General features: G+C 64.3%; 13 protein-coding genes and 1 tRNA gene. 3 read left to right on the top strand and 11 right to left on the bottom strand.

Going from position 1 to position 15,582, the window contains the following annotated elements; genetic code table 11:
- The first annotated feature begins 15 nt into the window (after positions 1-15).
- Complete coding sequence (locus tag RCH14_RS12885) at positions 16-1,995, top strand: cation:proton antiporter (RefSeq protein WP_343026497.1); 1,980 nt, start codon at positions 16-18, stop codon at positions 1,993-1,995.
- 3 nt (positions 1,996-1,998) lie between these two features.
- Here the strand turns inward: RCH14_RS12885 and RCH14_RS12880 are convergent, their stop codons facing one another.
- The 4 genes from RCH14_RS12880 to RCH14_RS12865 form a co-directional block, all read right to left on the bottom strand.
- Positions 1,999-3,117, bottom strand: coding sequence for a DUF484 family protein (locus RCH14_RS12880; RefSeq protein ID WP_343026496.1), 1,119 nt, complete (start codon positions 3,115-3,117; stop codon positions 1,999-2,001).
- A 111-nt stretch (positions 3,118-3,228) separates the two neighbouring features.
- On the bottom strand, positions 3,229-4,074 hold the full coding sequence (locus RCH14_RS12875) for an MOSC N-terminal beta barrel domain-containing protein (protein WP_343026495.1): 846 nt from the start codon (positions 4,072-4,074) through the stop codon (positions 3,229-3,231).
- A gap of 181 nt (positions 4,075-4,255) precedes the next feature.
- Positions 4,256-5,347 carry a redox-regulated ATPase YchF gene (gene ychF, locus RCH14_RS12870; protein ID WP_343026494.1) on the bottom strand — a complete coding sequence of 364 codons (1,092 nt, stop codon included), beginning with the start codon at positions 5,345-5,347 and terminating at the stop codon, positions 4,256-4,258.
- A 139-nt stretch (positions 5,348-5,486) separates the two neighbouring features.
- Positions 5,487-6,599: a patatin-like phospholipase family protein gene (locus RCH14_RS12865; protein WP_343026493.1), complete on the bottom strand. Its 1,113-nt coding sequence runs from the start codon at positions 6,597-6,599 to the stop codon at positions 5,487-5,489.
- Positions 6,600-6,705: 106 nt separating this feature from the next.
- Between RCH14_RS12865 and RCH14_RS12860 the strand changes: the two genes are divergently transcribed.
- A complete protein-coding gene (locus tag RCH14_RS12860; protein WP_343026492.1) occupies positions 6,706-8,454 on the top strand; it encodes a DUF3857 and transglutaminase domain-containing protein in 1,749 nt (582 codons plus the stop codon).
- A gap of 21 nt (positions 8,455-8,475) precedes the next feature.
- On the opposite strand, the gene pth is transcribed toward RCH14_RS12860, so the two are convergent.
- The 7 genes from pth to RCH14_RS12825 all read right to left on the bottom strand — a co-directional run bounded on the left by pth (position 8,476) and on the right by RCH14_RS12825 (position 14,675).
- On the bottom strand, positions 8,476-9,060 hold the full coding sequence (gene pth / locus RCH14_RS12855; protein ID WP_258837205.1) for an aminoacyl-tRNA hydrolase: 585 nt from the start codon (positions 9,058-9,060) through the stop codon (positions 8,476-8,478).
- 125 nt (positions 9,061-9,185) lie between these two features.
- A complete protein-coding gene (locus RCH14_RS12850; RefSeq protein WP_332530634.1) occupies positions 9,186-9,779 on the bottom strand; it encodes a 50S ribosomal protein L25/general stress protein Ctc in 594 nt (197 codons plus the stop codon).
- Between the two features lie 204 nt (positions 9,780-9,983).
- Positions 9,984-10,934, bottom strand: a complete 951-nt coding sequence (locus RCH14_RS12845) for a ribose-phosphate pyrophosphokinase (protein ID WP_183554159.1) — start codon at positions 10,932-10,934, stop codon at positions 9,984-9,986.
- Between the two features lie 145 nt (positions 10,935-11,079).
- Positions 11,080-11,156: transfer RNA gene (locus RCH14_RS12840), tRNA-Gln, on the bottom strand.
- An 83-nt stretch (positions 11,157-11,239) separates the two neighbouring features.
- On the bottom strand, positions 11,240-12,133 hold the full coding sequence (ispE, locus tag RCH14_RS12835; protein WP_343026699.1) for a 4-(cytidine 5'-diphospho)-2-C-methyl-D-erythritol kinase: 894 nt from the start codon (positions 12,131-12,133) through the stop codon (positions 11,240-11,242).
- 11 nt (positions 12,134-12,144) lie between these two features.
- The gene (gene lolB, locus RCH14_RS12830) at positions 12,145-12,771 is read right to left on the bottom strand and encodes a lipoprotein insertase outer membrane protein LolB (RefSeq protein ID WP_343026698.1); all 627 of its coding nucleotides are present in this window, start codon (positions 12,769-12,771) and stop codon (positions 12,145-12,147) included.
- 62 nt (positions 12,772-12,833) lie between these two features.
- Positions 12,834-14,675 (bottom strand): tetratricopeptide repeat protein, encoded by a 1,842-nt coding sequence (locus tag RCH14_RS12825; protein WP_407070076.1) that lies wholly within the window; start codon positions 14,673-14,675, stop codon positions 12,834-12,836.
- Between the two features lie 60 nt (positions 14,676-14,735).
- Between RCH14_RS12825 and mutM the strand changes: the two genes are divergently transcribed.
- Entirely contained in the window at positions 14,736-15,569 is an 834-nt protein-coding gene (gene mutM, locus RCH14_RS12820; RefSeq protein WP_343026490.1) for a bifunctional DNA-formamidopyrimidine glycosylase/DNA-(apurinic or apyrimidinic site) lyase, read from the top strand.
- The last annotated feature ends 13 nt before the right edge of the window (positions 15,570-15,582 follow it).

Raw genomic sequence — 15,582 nt, 5'->3', positions numbered from 1 at the left:
CGCCCGCTTCACCCCATGCATTCTGGCCTCGAACTTACCCTGTTGCTGCTTGGCTGCGCCGTCCTTGGCGTGGTCGCCTTTCGCACCCTGCAGCTGCCGCCGATGCTCGGCTACCTGGCCGTCGGCGTCCTGATCGGCCCCCACGCCCTGGCCCTGGCCGAAGACAGCCCCACCACCCACGCGCTGGGCGAATTCGGGATCGTCTTTTTGATGTTCTCGATCGGGCTCGAATTCTCGCTCGGGCAACTGCGCTCGATGCGGCGCATCGTGTTCGGCCTGGGACTCGGTCAGGTGGTCTCGACCGTCGTCGCGGCCATGAGCATCGGCCTGCTCGCGGCCTACCTGATGCCCCACCTGACCCTGGCCTGGCAGGCCGCGTTCGCGCTGGGCGGGGCGCTGGCCATGTCGTCCACCGCGATTGTCGTCAAGCTGCTCACCGAGCGCCTCGAGCTCGAGAGCGAACATGGACGGCGCATCATCGGCATCCTGCTGTTCCAGGATCTGGCGGTGGTGCCGCTGTTGATCATGATTCCGGCGCTGGCGCGCGATCCGGAAGACATGGCCATCACGGTGGGCCTGGCCGCGCTCAAGGCGGGCCTGGTGCTGGCGCTGCTGCTGTTCTTCGGCCAGAAGCTGATGGGGCGGTGGTTCACGATCGTGGCCAAGCGCCGCTCGCAAGAGCTGTTCATGCTCAACCTGCTGCTCGTGACACTGGGTTCGGCCTGGATCACCGAGCAGGCCGGCCTGTCGCTGGCGCTGGGCGCTTTCGTCGCCGGCATGCTCATTTCCGAAACACCCTACAAGCACCAGGTGGAAGAAGACATCAAGCCGTTTCGCGACGTGCTGCTTGGCCTGTTCTTCATCACGATCGGCATGCTGCTCGACCTGCGCCTGGTGAGCCAGTACTGGTGGCAGGTCACGCTGCTACTGGCGCTCGTGGTGCTGCTCAAGGCCGGCCTGATCGTGCTGATGGCGCGTGCGTTCGGCGCGCCGCTGGGCACTGCGCTGCGCACGGGTCTCGCGCTGGCGCAGGCCGGTGAGTTCAGCTTCGTGCTGCTCAGCCATGCATCCGGCTCGAAGTTGATCGACCCGTTCGTGATGCAGCTGGTGCTGGCCTCGATGGTGCTGTCGATGCTGCTGGCGCCCTTCATCATCGGCTACATGGACCGGATCGTGATGAAGGTCGCGGCCAATGAATGGATGATGCAGTCGCTGCAACTGACGCAACTGGCCACGCGCACCATGACCACGCAAAAGCACGTGATCATTGCCGGCTTCGGGCGCAGTGGCCAGAGCCTGGCCACGCTGCTCAAAGAAGAAGCATTGCCGTGGTACGCACTCGACCTGGATCCGGAGCGGGTGCAGAAGGCGCAGGCCGCCGGCGCCTCGGTGTCGTATGGCGATGCGGCGCGCCGCGAAAGCCTGATCGCAGCCGGCGTACACCGCGCCAGCGCGCTCGTGATCACGTTCGCCGACACGCGCCAGGCGCTCAAGGTGCTGCACCTGGTGCACGAACTGGCGCCCGCCCTGCCCGTGATCGTGCGCAGCCATGACGATGGCGACATGGACGTGCTCAAGGCGGCCGGCGCGACCGAGGTGGTGCCGGAAGCCCTCGAGAGCAGCCTGATGCTCGCCTCGCACGCGCTGGTCACGCTGGGCGTGCCGCTGCGCCGCGTGGTGCACCGCGTGCAGACCGCGCGCAAGGGCCGCTACGCCACGCTGCGTGGCTACTTCCACGGTGCGGACGATAGCGGTGCGGATCTCGAACAGGGCCAGGTGAAGCTGCATTCGGTGCGCCTGCATGCGCAGGCCGGCGCGGTCGGCATGGCACTGGGCACGTTGCGGCTGGCCGACGTGGCGGTGGAAGTAACGGCCTTGCGGCGCGGCGGCCAGAATATCGCACCCGGGCCGGCCGTGCTGCTGGCGGCGGGCGACGTCGTGGTGCTGCGCGGGGACAGCGAGGCAGTCAGCCGCGCCGAAGAGCGGCTGCTGTAGCCGTCACGCGAACGTGACGACCTGGTTGCGGCCCGCGGCCTTGGCCTGGTACAGCGCGGCATCGGCCGCCGCGATCAGTTCCTGCGCCACGCCTTCGATGGCGTGATCGCGCTCGAAGTCGGTCAATGCCGCCACACCGATCGACACCGTCACGCTCACCTGCTCGCCCGTGCTCAGGTCAACCGGCAGGCCGGCCACGCCCGTGCGGATGCGGTTGGCGACAATGCTGGCGTTTTCCAGGTCGGCGTCGATCAGCACCACGACGAATTCCTCGCCGCCGAAGCGGCACAGCGTATCGGACATCCGCAGTTCGGCCTTGATGCGGGTGCACACCTCGCGCAGCACGTCGTCGCCGCCCTGGTGGCCGACCGTATCGTTGACGCGCTTGAAGTGGTCGATGTCGATGTACATACAGGACAGGCGGTAGCCCTGGCGCCGCGCGCGCGCGATTTCTTCGGCCAGGCGCCGGTCCATGTAGCGCCGGTTGTAGGCGCCGGTGAGCGAATCGGTCAGACCGATGTACTTGAGCATCTCGTTGCTGATCACGTTCTCAAGGCAGATCGCGATGATCGAGCCCATGTGCTCGACGAAATCGGTGCCCAGCGCCGGCGTAAACCGGCCCGGGTCCGCGCTCCCCAGGTTCAGGCTGCCGATCAGGCGCTTGTTGCGCAGCAGCGGCACCAGCGCCACGCTGCGCAGGTTGGCGGGCGGCTGCGGAAACATGACCTGGTGCCGGCCCGGCACATAGGGGCCCAGGATGGGCCGCGGCTGACGCTCCGGCGCCATGTCAAAGCCAAGCTCGATCGCATGCTCGCAGAACATCAAGTTGGGCAACGTGTCGAAATCGACGCCGAGGCGGTGCATGACCGTGTAGATATCGGCGTTCTGGTCGATCAGCGACAGCGTGACGATATCGAGGTCCGAGATCACCGGCAGCGTGCTGAAGATCGTGCCGACCAGGTCAGGAAAACTGCCGGCGCCGACGATCTGCAGGTCGAATGCCTGGTGGCGGCACATGATCTCGTGATTGCGCTCGGCCTGTTCGAGCAGATACGCCATGCGTGCGCGCAACGTCTCGTTTTCCGCCATCAGGTCCCGCGACGAAATGCCCGGCTCGTGCATGAAGAATTCCTTTCAGCAATAACCGTAACATTACGCCATGTTCCCGGGCTTGGATATGAAAAACCGCCTGATCGAGGGGCCGGTTAGGCGATTTTGCGACAGTGGCGCACTCTAGAAGGCCAGCTCGACGTTCAATGGCTGGCCGACCCGCAGCGTCTGGCCAATGCCCTCCTGCACGATCACGTTCATGCCGACCGTGACGGCGCCATCCATGCGCGGATTGGCGCGCCAGGCTTGCAGGATGTCGAGCGGATCGGGACCGGGAATACCGGTGGCCTGGTCGACCGCTGGAATCGGGCAGCGCGCGCAGGGCTTGACCGGGCACAGCGTCATCCCATCGCCATGGAACGCCGCGACGAAATCTTCCTCGAACGCGCCGATACCATCGACGACGACGTTGGGGCGGAAGCGGTTCATCGGCAACGCGGCGCGCCCGGCCTGCGCGAGTTTCGCGTTGATGTCGTCGAGCGAAGCCTGGCCAATCAGCAGAATCGGGTAGGCGTCCGAAAAGCGCGCGGCGGCCGGGACGCCTTTGGTCCACTTGGTGCTGGTCGGGCGATGGACGTCGGGGCGAAAGCGCACCAGGCGGCATGGGGCTTTGACGGCGGTAGCGAACCAGCTGGCGGCTGCGTCGCCGCAATCGGCGGCGGGGATGCGGTCTTCCCAGAGCAGCACTTCAATGGTGGGCGCAGCGGCGTCGTGCGCCAGTGGCAGGTGCAGGGGCGGCATGCCGGGGGCGTTGGCGACCAGCGCTGTGGCTTCGATGCGCGGCGTGACCGTGGACATGCGCGGCACTTCGCGCTGGGTCAGGAACAGGCCGTCGGGCGTGACGAGCATCCATTCGCGGTCGTGCACGCCGTTGGCCGAGAGGCCGTCGAGGGCAAGACGGGCTTCGGGGACGGACAGGCCGGCGCAGGATTTGATCGGGTAGATAACGAGTTCGGTGAGGGTGGCCATGTGCTCAATCTCGGGCGGCGTAAAAAAAGGCCCAGCAGGGCCAATGCCGTAGGGTGGGCGGGTTTCCCGCCCACGCGTTCGACCCGCTTTCGCTATACCACGGCGCGAAGTTGGTTTGAACGCGTGGACGGCATCGCCGTCCACCCTACTTTGCTAGCGCGCCGGGCATCCCGGACGCGGATCAGACGTTGAACAAGAAGTTCAACACATCGCCATCCTTGACCACATATTCCTTGCCCTCAGCGCGCATCTTGCCCGCTTCTTTCGCGCCAGCCTCACCCTTGAACGCCAAAAAGTCGTCATACGCGATCGTCTGCGCGCGGATGAAACCACGCTCGAAGTCGGTGTGGATCACGCCCGCCGCCTGCGGCGCGGTGTCGCCCACGTGGATGGTCCAGGCGCGCACTTCCTTCACACCGGCGGTGAAGTAGGTCTGCAGGCCAAGCAGCTTGTAGGCGGCGCGGATCAGGCGGTCCAGGCCCGGCTCTTCCATGCCCATGTCGGACAGGAAATCGGCCTTGTCGGCATCTTCCATCTCGGCGATTTCGGACTCGATCGCGGCGCTGATGGCGACGATCGGCGCGTTCTGCTCCTTGGCGTACGCGGTCAGCAGGTCCAGCAGCGGGTTGTCGGTAAAGCCCGTGTCGGACACGTTGGCCACGAACATCGCCGGCTTGGCCGTGATCAGGTGCAGCGTCTTGATCATTTCCATTTCGTCGGCGTCCAGGCCCATCGTGCGCACTGGTTTGCCCTGGTCCAGGTGCGGCATCAGGCGTTCGCAGACGGCAACCAGCTTGGCCGCGTCCTTGTCGCCCGAGCGCGCTTTCTTGCCTTCGCGGTGGATCGCTTTTTCGACGGCGGTCATGTCGGCCAGCGCCAGCTCGGTCTGGATGACTTCGATGTCGTCCAGCGGGCTGACCTTGCCGGCCACGTGGATCACGTTGTCATCGACGAAGCAGCGCACGACGTTGATGATCGCGTCGGTCTCGCGGATGTGCGACAGGAACTGGTTGCCCAGGCCCTCGCCCTTCGACGCGCCGGCGACCAAGCCGGCGATGTCGACGAATTCGACGATGGCGTTGACCATGCGTTCCGGTTTGACGATGGCCGACAGCGCATCCATGCGTGGATCCGGCACTTCGACGACGCCGACGTTCGGTTCGATGGTGCAGAACGGATAATTTTCAGCCGGGATGCCGGCCTTCGTCAGCGCGTTGAACAGGGTGGACTTGCCGACGTTTGGCAGGCCGACGATGCCGCATTTGAGGGTCATGAGAACTCTTTCTGATTCGGTAAAAAGCGAGCGATCAATGAACCGCTCTAAACCCCGCATTGTAACCCGGACGGGCTTTCTGCTGAAAAAAACGGCGCACCGCACTCTGCTGCAATGCTCCTGATCGCCCAATGACAAGCTAGATTGGCTGGATGCGCGCAAGGTCCGGCCGCAGCGCGAATTCGGCCAGTTCATCCCGCAGGCGCTCGCCCTCCCCGATCGCGTGACGCCATACGCGGATGCGCTCGTCATGATCGAGGCCGAACGTCGTGAAGTCGGTCCGGTCCGGCAATTTGCCGCGCGGTAGCGAACGCAGGAATTCTGCGGACGGCGTCACCAGCAGCACATTCGCCAACCAAGCGCGGTTGGGGCCGCGCGCCGCGCGCCGCCACGGCATGCTCTTGTCGAGCCAGCCCGGCACGATGTGGTCGGTGAAATGGGGATAGAGCACCAGTTCGCTCTTGTCCGCGCCGGCCGCGCGCGCGTAGGGCAAGGCCAGGTGGTAGTCGATGATGCCGCCATCCCAGTAGCTGCCGGCGGGCGCCCCGGCGATGTCCGTCACCGCTTGCATGATCAATGGCAGCGTGCCCGATGCCAGCAGGCCAGGGACCAGATTCGCGCGGGTCAATGGCGAGAAATGCGTCGTGAAACGGTCGAACGGCTCGTGCAGCCATCGCGCGTCGCCAAGTGCGTCGCCTGCGCGCGTGCCACCGATGACCACCCTTTCCATCAACCGCCCCAGCCAGGCCCGTGAGCCGGCATTGTGCAGCGCGGCCGAGGCGAAGCCGCGCAGTTCGGCGTGGCGGCCGACAGGCGCGGCCAGCGAACGCAGGCCACGGTCGGCCAGGATGTGCAGGCGGTGATGGGGATGCGCGACGATGTCGTCTTCGTGCCCGCTCACCAGCTCGGCCAGCAGGGCTTGCACGACAGCGTCGATTTCTTGCGCACTGGGTTTCAGGCGCGTGTAGCGCTGGCCGGTGTAAAGTTCGGCCAGGCGGGCAAATGCCTTCGCCGGATCCTTCTGGCACGCGGCCGCCATGCGCCAGGCGCCGATCGAGGCGCCGATCAGCGTGCGTTCGCGCGGCGCCGTGGGCAGCCACTCGCCGAACAGCCACGCATCGAGCGATGCGAAAATCAGACCCTTGGGGCCGCCCGCCGCAGCCGGCACGATGGCAATGTCCTGCGCGCGCAAGCCATGCGCGGCGATCTGGGCCATGGCAAGGGGGCCGGCCTGGAAGGTAAGCGCTCTCATCGTGAAATTATCGCAGAACTTCTGCCGACAGCAGCCGCTTGCGCGGCATCAATCCTGCACCGACGCCGCTCCGTACCATGGGTCGGTCGTGTGTCGGGAGATCGAGATGATGCTGCGCTTTGTCGTCATGCTGTGTCTGCTTCTATGGCCATTACTGGGCCTGCAGCCGGCATCCGCGCGTGATACGGGCGTCGACCGCCACGTACGGCACTTTATGGTCGAACCCAGTGGCGCCTACCTGGTCACGGTCGAACAAATCAGGACCATCGCCCAGCGCGATGTCCTGCACGACTACGCACGGTACGAGATCGGCTACAACCAGGCGCTCGAGGACATCATCGCCGTCGAGGCGTATACCGAAAAGGCCGACGGACGCAGGCTCACCGTGCAGCCGCAGCAGATTCTCGACCAGCCACAAGCCGCTTCGGTCGACGCTCCGATGTTTCAGGTCATGCGCCTGAAGCGTGTCATGTTTCCCGACGTCGAAGCCGGCGACCGGGTGGCGGTGCGCTACGTCGTGCGGCGCCACACGCCGCTGTTTCCTGGCCACTTCGAAGACCTGCCCAGTGCGCGCTTCCAGCGCCAGCGCGACTTCCGGCTGGTCTATGACATGCCGGCCACGATGCTGCTGCATGCCGACGCCACCGGGCTCGTTCCGACCGCCGCCGCTGACCTGCCCGCGCCCGCCGCCGGCAAGCGCCGCTACGCCTGGCGCTATCTCGATGGCGACAATGCCCGGATCGAGGCCGGCTCGGTCAGCGAACTTGACTACGGCAAGCGGCTCGCCGTCTCCACCTTCGCCGATTACGCCGCCCTTGCCCGCGCCTACCAGGACCGCGTGGGCGCACGCGCGCTGCCCGACGACACGGTGGCGGTGCTTGCAGCGCGCGTGACTGGTGATGTGGTCGAGCCCCGTGCGCGTGCGATCGCATTGTCCGACTGGGTACGCCGCAACGTGCGTTATGTGGGTGTGCACCTTGGTCCCGGCGGCGTGGTGCCGCACGCGGCGGCCACCGTTCTGGCGAACCGCTATGGCGACGCCAAGGACCACGCGACGCTGCTCGTCGCCCTCCTGGCCAGCGCCGGCATCGACAGCACCGTTGCCCTCGTCAACAACGGCAACGCCTACCGGTTGCCGGCCGCGCCGACGCTGGGCGTGCTCAATCACGCGATCGTCTATGTGCCGTCGCTGCAGCTGTATCTCGATTCGACCGCCGACAGTGTGGCCGGCGGCTTCTTGCCGGCGGCTTTGCTCGGCAAGCCGGCAGTGCTGACGCACTCGGGCGAGTTCGCGATGCTCCCCTTCTTCCAGCAGGCGCACAGCCGAACGCTCACGCAGTTCGCCATCCAGCCCGATGGCAGCAGCCGCTTTACGATCACACGCACCAGCAGCGGCGCCCTGGCAGAGCCATACCGGCGCGTCCCCGATGGCGATGTCGCAATACCGCTGCGCAGCCCCAGCAACGGTTTCACGCAACTGCCCGGCCCGGCGCGGCTGGCCACGACCTACGATCTGAGGGGCGGCCTGGGCGATGCCGTGTTCGTGTTCGCGCAAGAACCCGAGCGACGCCAGGACTTCGTGTGTCCGGCGATCGATGCTGAGGACGAAGTGCGCTTTCATCTGCCGACGCGCTCGCGCGTGCTGGCCCTGCCGCGCGCCGTGCACGTGGACGACGCCAACTTTGCCTACCGCTCACGCTATGCGCGGCGCGGCGCGCTGGTGACGGTGCAGCGCCGGCTCAAGTTCCGCCACACGGCGGCAACCTGCACGCCCGACGACTACCGGCGCATGCGGCCAGCGCTCGAGCGCATGCTGCGCGACCTGCGCTCGCAGGTCGTATTCAGGCGCAGCTGAAGCTGGCCGTACAGCGGCCTGTCAGGCGGTGTGCAAACGCATCGTGGCGGTATCGAACTTGCCTTCGCAGACCAGCGGAATGATGTGCAGGCTTTTGTCGATCGATTCCTCGATCAGGCTCTGCTCTTCACGGCGCGGGCGGTGCAAGACAAAGTCGGCCACCACCTGCTGCAGGTTCATCGTGCGCGGGTGACCGATGCCCAGGCGCAGGCGCCAGTAATCCTGGGTGCCCAGCGCGGCCGTGATGTCCTTCAGGCCGTTGTGGCCGCCTGACGAACCACCCTTCTTGAGCTTGGCAACGCCCGGTGGCAAGTCGAGTTCGTCGTGCACGACCAGCACTTCATCCGGATTGATTTTATAAAAACGCGCCAGGCCGCCCACTGACTGCCCGGACCGGTTCATATAGGTCTGTGGCTCGAGCAGCCAGACATCGTTGCCGGCAATGGACGTCTTGGCAACCAGGGCATTGAAACGCGATTCGCGCTGCAGGCGGCAACCGGGCAAGCCATTGGCCAGATTGTCCACGAGCCAGAAGCCGGCATTGTGGCGGGTTTGTTCGTACTCGGGGCCGGGATTGCCGAGGCCAACGATCAGTCGAATGGACATGCTTAAGATTCTGTCGAGAAAAGGCGATTATCGCCGAAAGGTGCAAATCAAAAAATAAAAACCCGCCGGGCAAGCCGCGGCGGGTTTCTGTGCGATGCGCCGCCGGAGCGACGCGTCAGCTGCGATTACTCGGCAGCTGGGGTCTCTTCAGCGGTGACTGCGCCGCGTGGGATGGTTGCGGTGACGATGGTCAGGTTCTGGCCATGGGTCAGTGCGGTGACGCCTTCTGGCAGGACCAGGTCGTCGGTGTGGATCGAGTTACCGGCTTCCAGGTTTGCCAGGTCGACTTCGATGAACTCTGGCAGTTTGCCTGGCAGGCACGACACTTCCAGCTCGTTCAGCACGTGCGAGATGACAGCGCTGTTCAGCTTGACGGCTGGCGAGTTCTCGGCGTTGACGAAGTGGAAAGCGACTTTGGTGTGCACTGGCTTCGACGAATCGACGCGCTGGAAGTCAGCGTGCAGGACCAGTTGCTTGAACGCGTGCATCTGGAAGTCACGCAGCAGGACTTGCTGGGTCTTGCCGTCGATTTCCAGGTCCAGAACCGAACCGTGGAACGCTTCTTTTTTCAGCGCGTGCCACAGGGCGTTGCCGTCCAGGGCGATCAGCTCAGGGGTACCTGCGCCACCGTAGATGATACCTGGCGTTTGACCAGCTTTACGCAGGCGGCGGCTCGCTCCGGTCCCCTGCAGAGTGCGGTTGAATGCGACTACTTTCATGTGATACTCCAAAAATAAAACAGGCCCGAATGCCGAAGAAAACGATCAACAGCCCGGTAGCCAAGTGGCGACCACCCCCGCGACCAGGGGCAGTCAGGAAAGAGCGCATTGTTACGCGCTCAAAAGATACGGAAATCCTGGATGCTACAACGGCGCGCCGGCTGATCAGCCAGGCGCGCCGCGAAAAACGACGTCGATATGAACTTAGTCGACGAACAGCGAAATCACCGAGTCACCCTTGACGATCCGCTTGAAGGTCTCTGCCAGCAGCGGTGCGCAGGTCAGCTGGCGGATCTTGCCGCACGCGGCGCCGGCAGCGCTGAGCGGGATGGTGTCGGTGACGACCAGTTCGTCCAGCGGCGAGTTCGCGATGCGTTCGATCGCCGGGCCGGACAACACCGGGTGCGTACAGTAAGCAACCACCTTCTTGGCGCCGCGCTCCTTGAGCACTTCGGCAGCCTTGCACAGCGTGCCTGCGGTATCGACCATGTCATCCATGATCACGCAGTTGCGGCCTTCGACTTCACCGATGATGTTCATCACTTCGGACACGTTCGCCTTCGGGCGACGCTTGTCGATGATCGCCAGATCGCAACCCAGGCGCTTGGCCAGGGCACGGGCGCGCACCACACCGCCGACGTCCGGCGAGACGACCAGCAGGTCGTCGTAGTTGCGCTTCTGCAGATCGCTCAGCAGGATTGGCGATGCGTAGATATTGTCGACCGGGATATCGAAGAAACCCTGGATCTGGTCAGCGTGCAGGTCCATGATCAGGACGCGCTCGACGCCGGCTTTTTCGAGCATGTTCGCCACGACCTTGGCCGAGATCGCAACACGCGCCGAACGCGGGCGACGATCTTGACGGGCATAACCGAAGTAAGGAATCGCCGCAGTAATGCGGCCAGCCGAGGCACGCTTGAGAGCGTCGACCATCAGGATGATTTCCATCAGGCTGTCGTTGGTCGGTGCGCAGGTCGATTGCAGGACGAAGACGTCCTTGCCGCGCACGTTCTCATTGATTTCGACCATGACTTCGCCGTCAGAAAACTTCGAGACGACAGCCTTGCCGAGTGGAATACCGAGGCTTTTTGCGACCCCTTCTGCTAGCGCCGGATTGGCATTGCCGGTAAAAACCATCAGGTTTTCGTAAGCCATGGGAGTCCCAAAAGGTAAGAAGCGTTAATACAGTAGAAAAACAATCAGCCGGCTATACCGGCTGATTAACATGCTGATGTGGTGCTTGGCACCGCATCGCGATTCTCTTGCTGGACGCGTCGGCATCGACAGAACAAGAAAACTTTGGCAGGGGAACAAGGATTCGAACCTTGGAATGCCGGAATCAAAATCCGGTGCCTTAACCAACTTGGCGATTCCCCTACACGACCTGTAGTGCTTGCCGCTTCACATTGTGCTGCACATCTTTCTGTGCTGCTCAGCGTCGCGACAGGCAAAATTTTATTCTACAACTCACTGATTTGCAAGAGCGATTTTTTCAAAGGGTGTGTCTTCAGCGACTTCGCTTTCCATGCCACATACTTCTGCGGCACCTGCGCCAACACCTGGTTGGCAGCGTCTTCGCTGGAGACTGCGCAAAACACGCATGCCCCTGAGCCAGTCATCCTGGCATCGCCGTAGCTGCTCAACCATTCAACCGCCTCGGCTACCGGCGGGAACAGGCGCATCGCCACGTTCTGCAAATCATTTTTACCAAACCCCACCATGCTGCCTGAATTGGTGTGGCTGGAAAAGTCCGCTATTCTGACCGGCTTTGCGTCCCTTGTCAAATCGGTTGCAGAAAAAATGGCAGGCGTTGGCACCGCGACGCCGGGCTCGAGCACGACGTACCAGCAATCAGGACCCTCTACGGCCTGCAGGGTCTCCCCCACCCCTTCCGCAAACGCCGTCTCGCCAAACAGGAAGAACGGAATATCGGCGCCCAGCGACAAGCCCAGCGCCATCAATTCTTCGCGCGTCAGGCCTGCCTGCCACAAGTAGTTTGCGGCCATCAGCGCCGTTGCGGCATCGGACGAACCACCGCCCAGACCACCACCCATCGGCAGGATCTTGTCGACCGCCACATCGATGCCCGGCGGCAGGCGCCCATGGCGGCGCGCGTATTCTTCCTGCAACAAGCGCAGCGCGCGCACGATCAGGTCCTGGTCATGCGGCACACCGGGCACATCGTTGGTGCGCACGATGCGCTCGTCGTCGCGCAGGTCGAAGTGCAGGCGGTCGGCGCGGTCGATCAGCTGGAAGACGCTTTGCAGCAGGTGGTAGCCATCGGCGCGCCGGCCGATGACGTGCAAAAACAGGTTGAGCTTGGCCGGGGCCGGGCAATCGTGCAGGGAACGCATGCGCATGGGGGTCAAATCGCCGGGTTGACGACGATGCGGATCGCCAGATCCTGGATATCACCCGACGCGGCGCGTTCGGCCTGGATCAGGCGCGGCACCGGCGCAGCGGCAGCAGCACCGGCCGCTGCGTCACCACCGCCGCCCCCCTGCCAGTCGACGAAGCGCAGGCGCCAGCCATCCTTCGTCGTCACGCTGTTGCTGGCCGGCGAAGCGCGAAAACGCTGCCCCTGTGCATCGACCGCGTAACCCTGCAGCCAGTCGCGCAAGCCTGACACGGGCAGTGGCCAGCCGAGCGTCTGCTGGGTGAGGCTATCGATGTCGGCCGCCGTGCGCGGCGCCTGGCCAGCCTGCGTCAGCGTGGCCGAGCCTGGCGTGACAGTGATCGCAGCGACCGTCTGGCCCAGCGGCGACATCAAGGTGACGTCGGTCGTGCCCGGGCGCTGCTCCCAGTTGAAACTGCCACTGATCGACTCTGGCCGGCCATCCTTCTGGTAGTTCACCGACAGGCGTCCAGCCAAGTCAATGGTTTCGCGATAGGCGCCGACCGTGGCGGTGGACAGGTTGGCGGTACTTGTCGCGCAACCGGTAAGGACCGTGGCGGCAAGGGCGAGAATGGCAAGGCGTCGGGTAATCAGCATCATAGGACAGCAAAAAAGGGCAGCCAGCAACGCTGCAAAACAATTGGACGGAGTGGATTATTTCACAAGGACAGGCCAAGGCGGGCCAGCGTCTCGCGCAGCGCCTCGTTCTGCGGGTCCTTGGCGCGGGCGTCGCGCCAGAGTGCCTGGGCAGCGGACTTATCGCCTTTTTGCCACAGCACTTCACCCAGGTGAATACCGATTTCAGCATCCTTGCGCAGGCCATAGGCGCGGCGCAGGAACTTTTCGGCCTCGTTCAGATTGCCCATGCGATAGTGAATCCAGCCCATGCTGTCCATGATAAATGGATCGCCCGGCGCCATTTCGAGCGCCTTCGCGATCAACCCGTAGGCTTCCTGCAGGCGCACATTGCGTTCGGCCAGCGAGTAGCCGAGCGCATTGTAGGCGTGGTGATTGTCGGGCGCCTGCGCCATCACTTCGCGCAACTGCGCCTCCATGACATCGACCTTGCCCAACTTTTCGGCCAGCAGCGCGAAGTCGTACAGCAAATCGGGATTTTTCGGGAAACGCTGCGCCGCCGTTTCCATCAGCGCATACGCTTCGGGCAGCTGGTTGGCCTGGCGCAGCAATTGCGCATCAGCCGCCATCAGCTGGGCCTGGCGCTCCGGTTCGGTCGGCTTGACCTCGGCCAGCAGAGCACGGGCAGCAGCCAGGTCGCCGCCCTTGCCCGTCAAATGCGCGCGGCGCAATTGTGCGTTGAAACGGGTTTGCTCATCGGTGTTGTCGGGCACCTTGTTCAGCCACAGCAGCGCGCCGGCAAGGTCGCCCCGCTCTTCGGCCAGCTGCGACAGGATCAACAGCGCGCGCGAGGGATCGCGTTCATCATTCGGATTGCGGCCGAGCACATCGACGAAGCGCGTGAAATAGGTTTCGGCGCCACGGGCATCGTCCGTCTGCGTGGCAAGGATGCCCAGCGCGTACAGCGTTGCGGCATTGTCGGGCTGCACCTTGAGCAGCGCTTCGAATTCGCGCCGCGCGGCCGGATAATCCTTGCGGTTGACCAGCACGCGGGCATAGGCGGCGCGCACGTCGTTCGCCTTTGGATAGCTCTTGAGGAATTTCTCCATCATGGCCACCACCTGCGCTTCGTCGTCGGTGACCTGCGCCAGCATCAACAGGGCGATCTCGGCGTCGGGCTTGGCCTCCAGCGCCGACTGGGCATACGTGCGCGCAAGTGCCTTGTCGCCGCGCACCAGCGCGATCTGGGCGCGCACGATGCGCGCTTCCATCATCTTGTCGTACGGCTCGATCAGGCGCTCGAGCATGGCCAGCGCGGCGTCCTTGTCCTTGGCCCGGCCGAGCAACTGCTGGACCTGGAACATCAGGATGCCGCGCCGGGCGGCCGGCGCTTCGCGCAGGCGTTCCTCGAACACGGGCTCGAGCTCGGCGATCTTCTCGGACGTGACCACCATGCCGACGAAATACTGGGTCGCTTCGTCGGATTCGGGATCGAGCCGGTACCACAGGCGCACCGCGGCGAGCGTATCGTCGGCCTGCTTGGCGGCGACCGCCATCTCGGCGGCGCGCCGGGCCAGGCGCGGATCGCGCGTCTGCTGGGCCAGGCTCAGCACCGTGAGGTAGGGGCCTTGCCAGTCGCCATTGCGAAACGCAAATTCGGCCTTAAGTAACTGGTCGAGCATGACCGGGGTCATTTCGACCTTCGGCAGGCGGGCTTCTTCCTCGGCTTTTTGCCTGGCGGCCTGCGCTTCGTCATCGAGGGGTGGCTCGGCGGCGGGCGTGGACGCGGCCTGCACATCAGCGGCGACGGCGTGCTGTTGCGGCACGACAGCACATGCAGTCAACAGACCGGAGAGGGTTACAATGGCGAAAGCGTTTTTCAAAGCAAGTCCAGAAGTCCAAAGTGAGTTTGATTCTACGCTCATGCGCAGACCTGCCGCGCATGTGCTGCGCTGTCAACTGACTCTACACGAATCCCCTTAGGCATGCCTGAACTCCCAGAAGTCGAAGTTACCCGGCGCGGCGTCGCGCCCCATCTCGAAGGCCGCATCGTCGAGCACGTCATTTGCCGCCGCGAAGGGTTGCGCTGGCCCTTCCCGCCCGGCCTGTCCGCGTTGCTGGCGGGCCGCCGCATCCTGGACATTGGGCGGCGTGGCAAATATCTTTTGATTAATTTTGAGCACGGCACATTGATCATTCACCTTGGCATGTCGGGCCACCTGCGCGTGCTGCCACCTGGCATCGAGCCACGCACGCACGACCACTTCGATCTGGTCGTGGACGGCCCCGAGGGCCAGCAAGTGCTGCGCCTGAATGACCCGCGCCGCTTCGGCGCCGTGCTGTGGCATGCCAACGAGGACGGTCCGCTGGCCGAGCACGTGCTGCTGCGTGGCCTGGGCGTCGAGCCGCTCGACGACGGTTTCGACGGCGCCCTGCTGTTTCGCGAAACCCGGCGCCGCAGCGCCCCGATCAAGCAGGTGCTGCTGGCCGGCGACATCGTCGTTGGCGTGGGCAATATCTACGCATGCGAAAGCCTGTTCCGGGCCGGCATCAACCCGAAAACGGCGGCCTCGCGCATCAGCCGTGTGCGCTATGACCGGCTGGCCGAAGCGATCCGCGTCATCCTGGCCGCAGCGATCGTCCAGGGCGGCAGCACACTGCGTGACTTTATTGCTGTAAATGGCCAGTCTGGATATTTCCAGCAGACATATTTCGTCTATGATCGTGCTGGCGTGCCCTGCCGCCAATGCGCGTTGCCGGTACGTCAGATCAAGCAAGGGCAACGATCGACGTTCTACTGCGCACAGTGCCAGCGCTAGTCCTCCCTACGAG

Origin of the sequence: Massilia sp. MP_M2, from assembly GCF_039123635.1 — a bacterium.
Classification (GTDB): domain Bacteria; phylum Pseudomonadota; class Gammaproteobacteria; order Burkholderiales; family Burkholderiaceae_D; genus Telluria.
The sequence above is the reverse complement of the archived record's forward strand: the minus strand, read 5'-3'. Positions and strand labels throughout refer to the sequence as shown.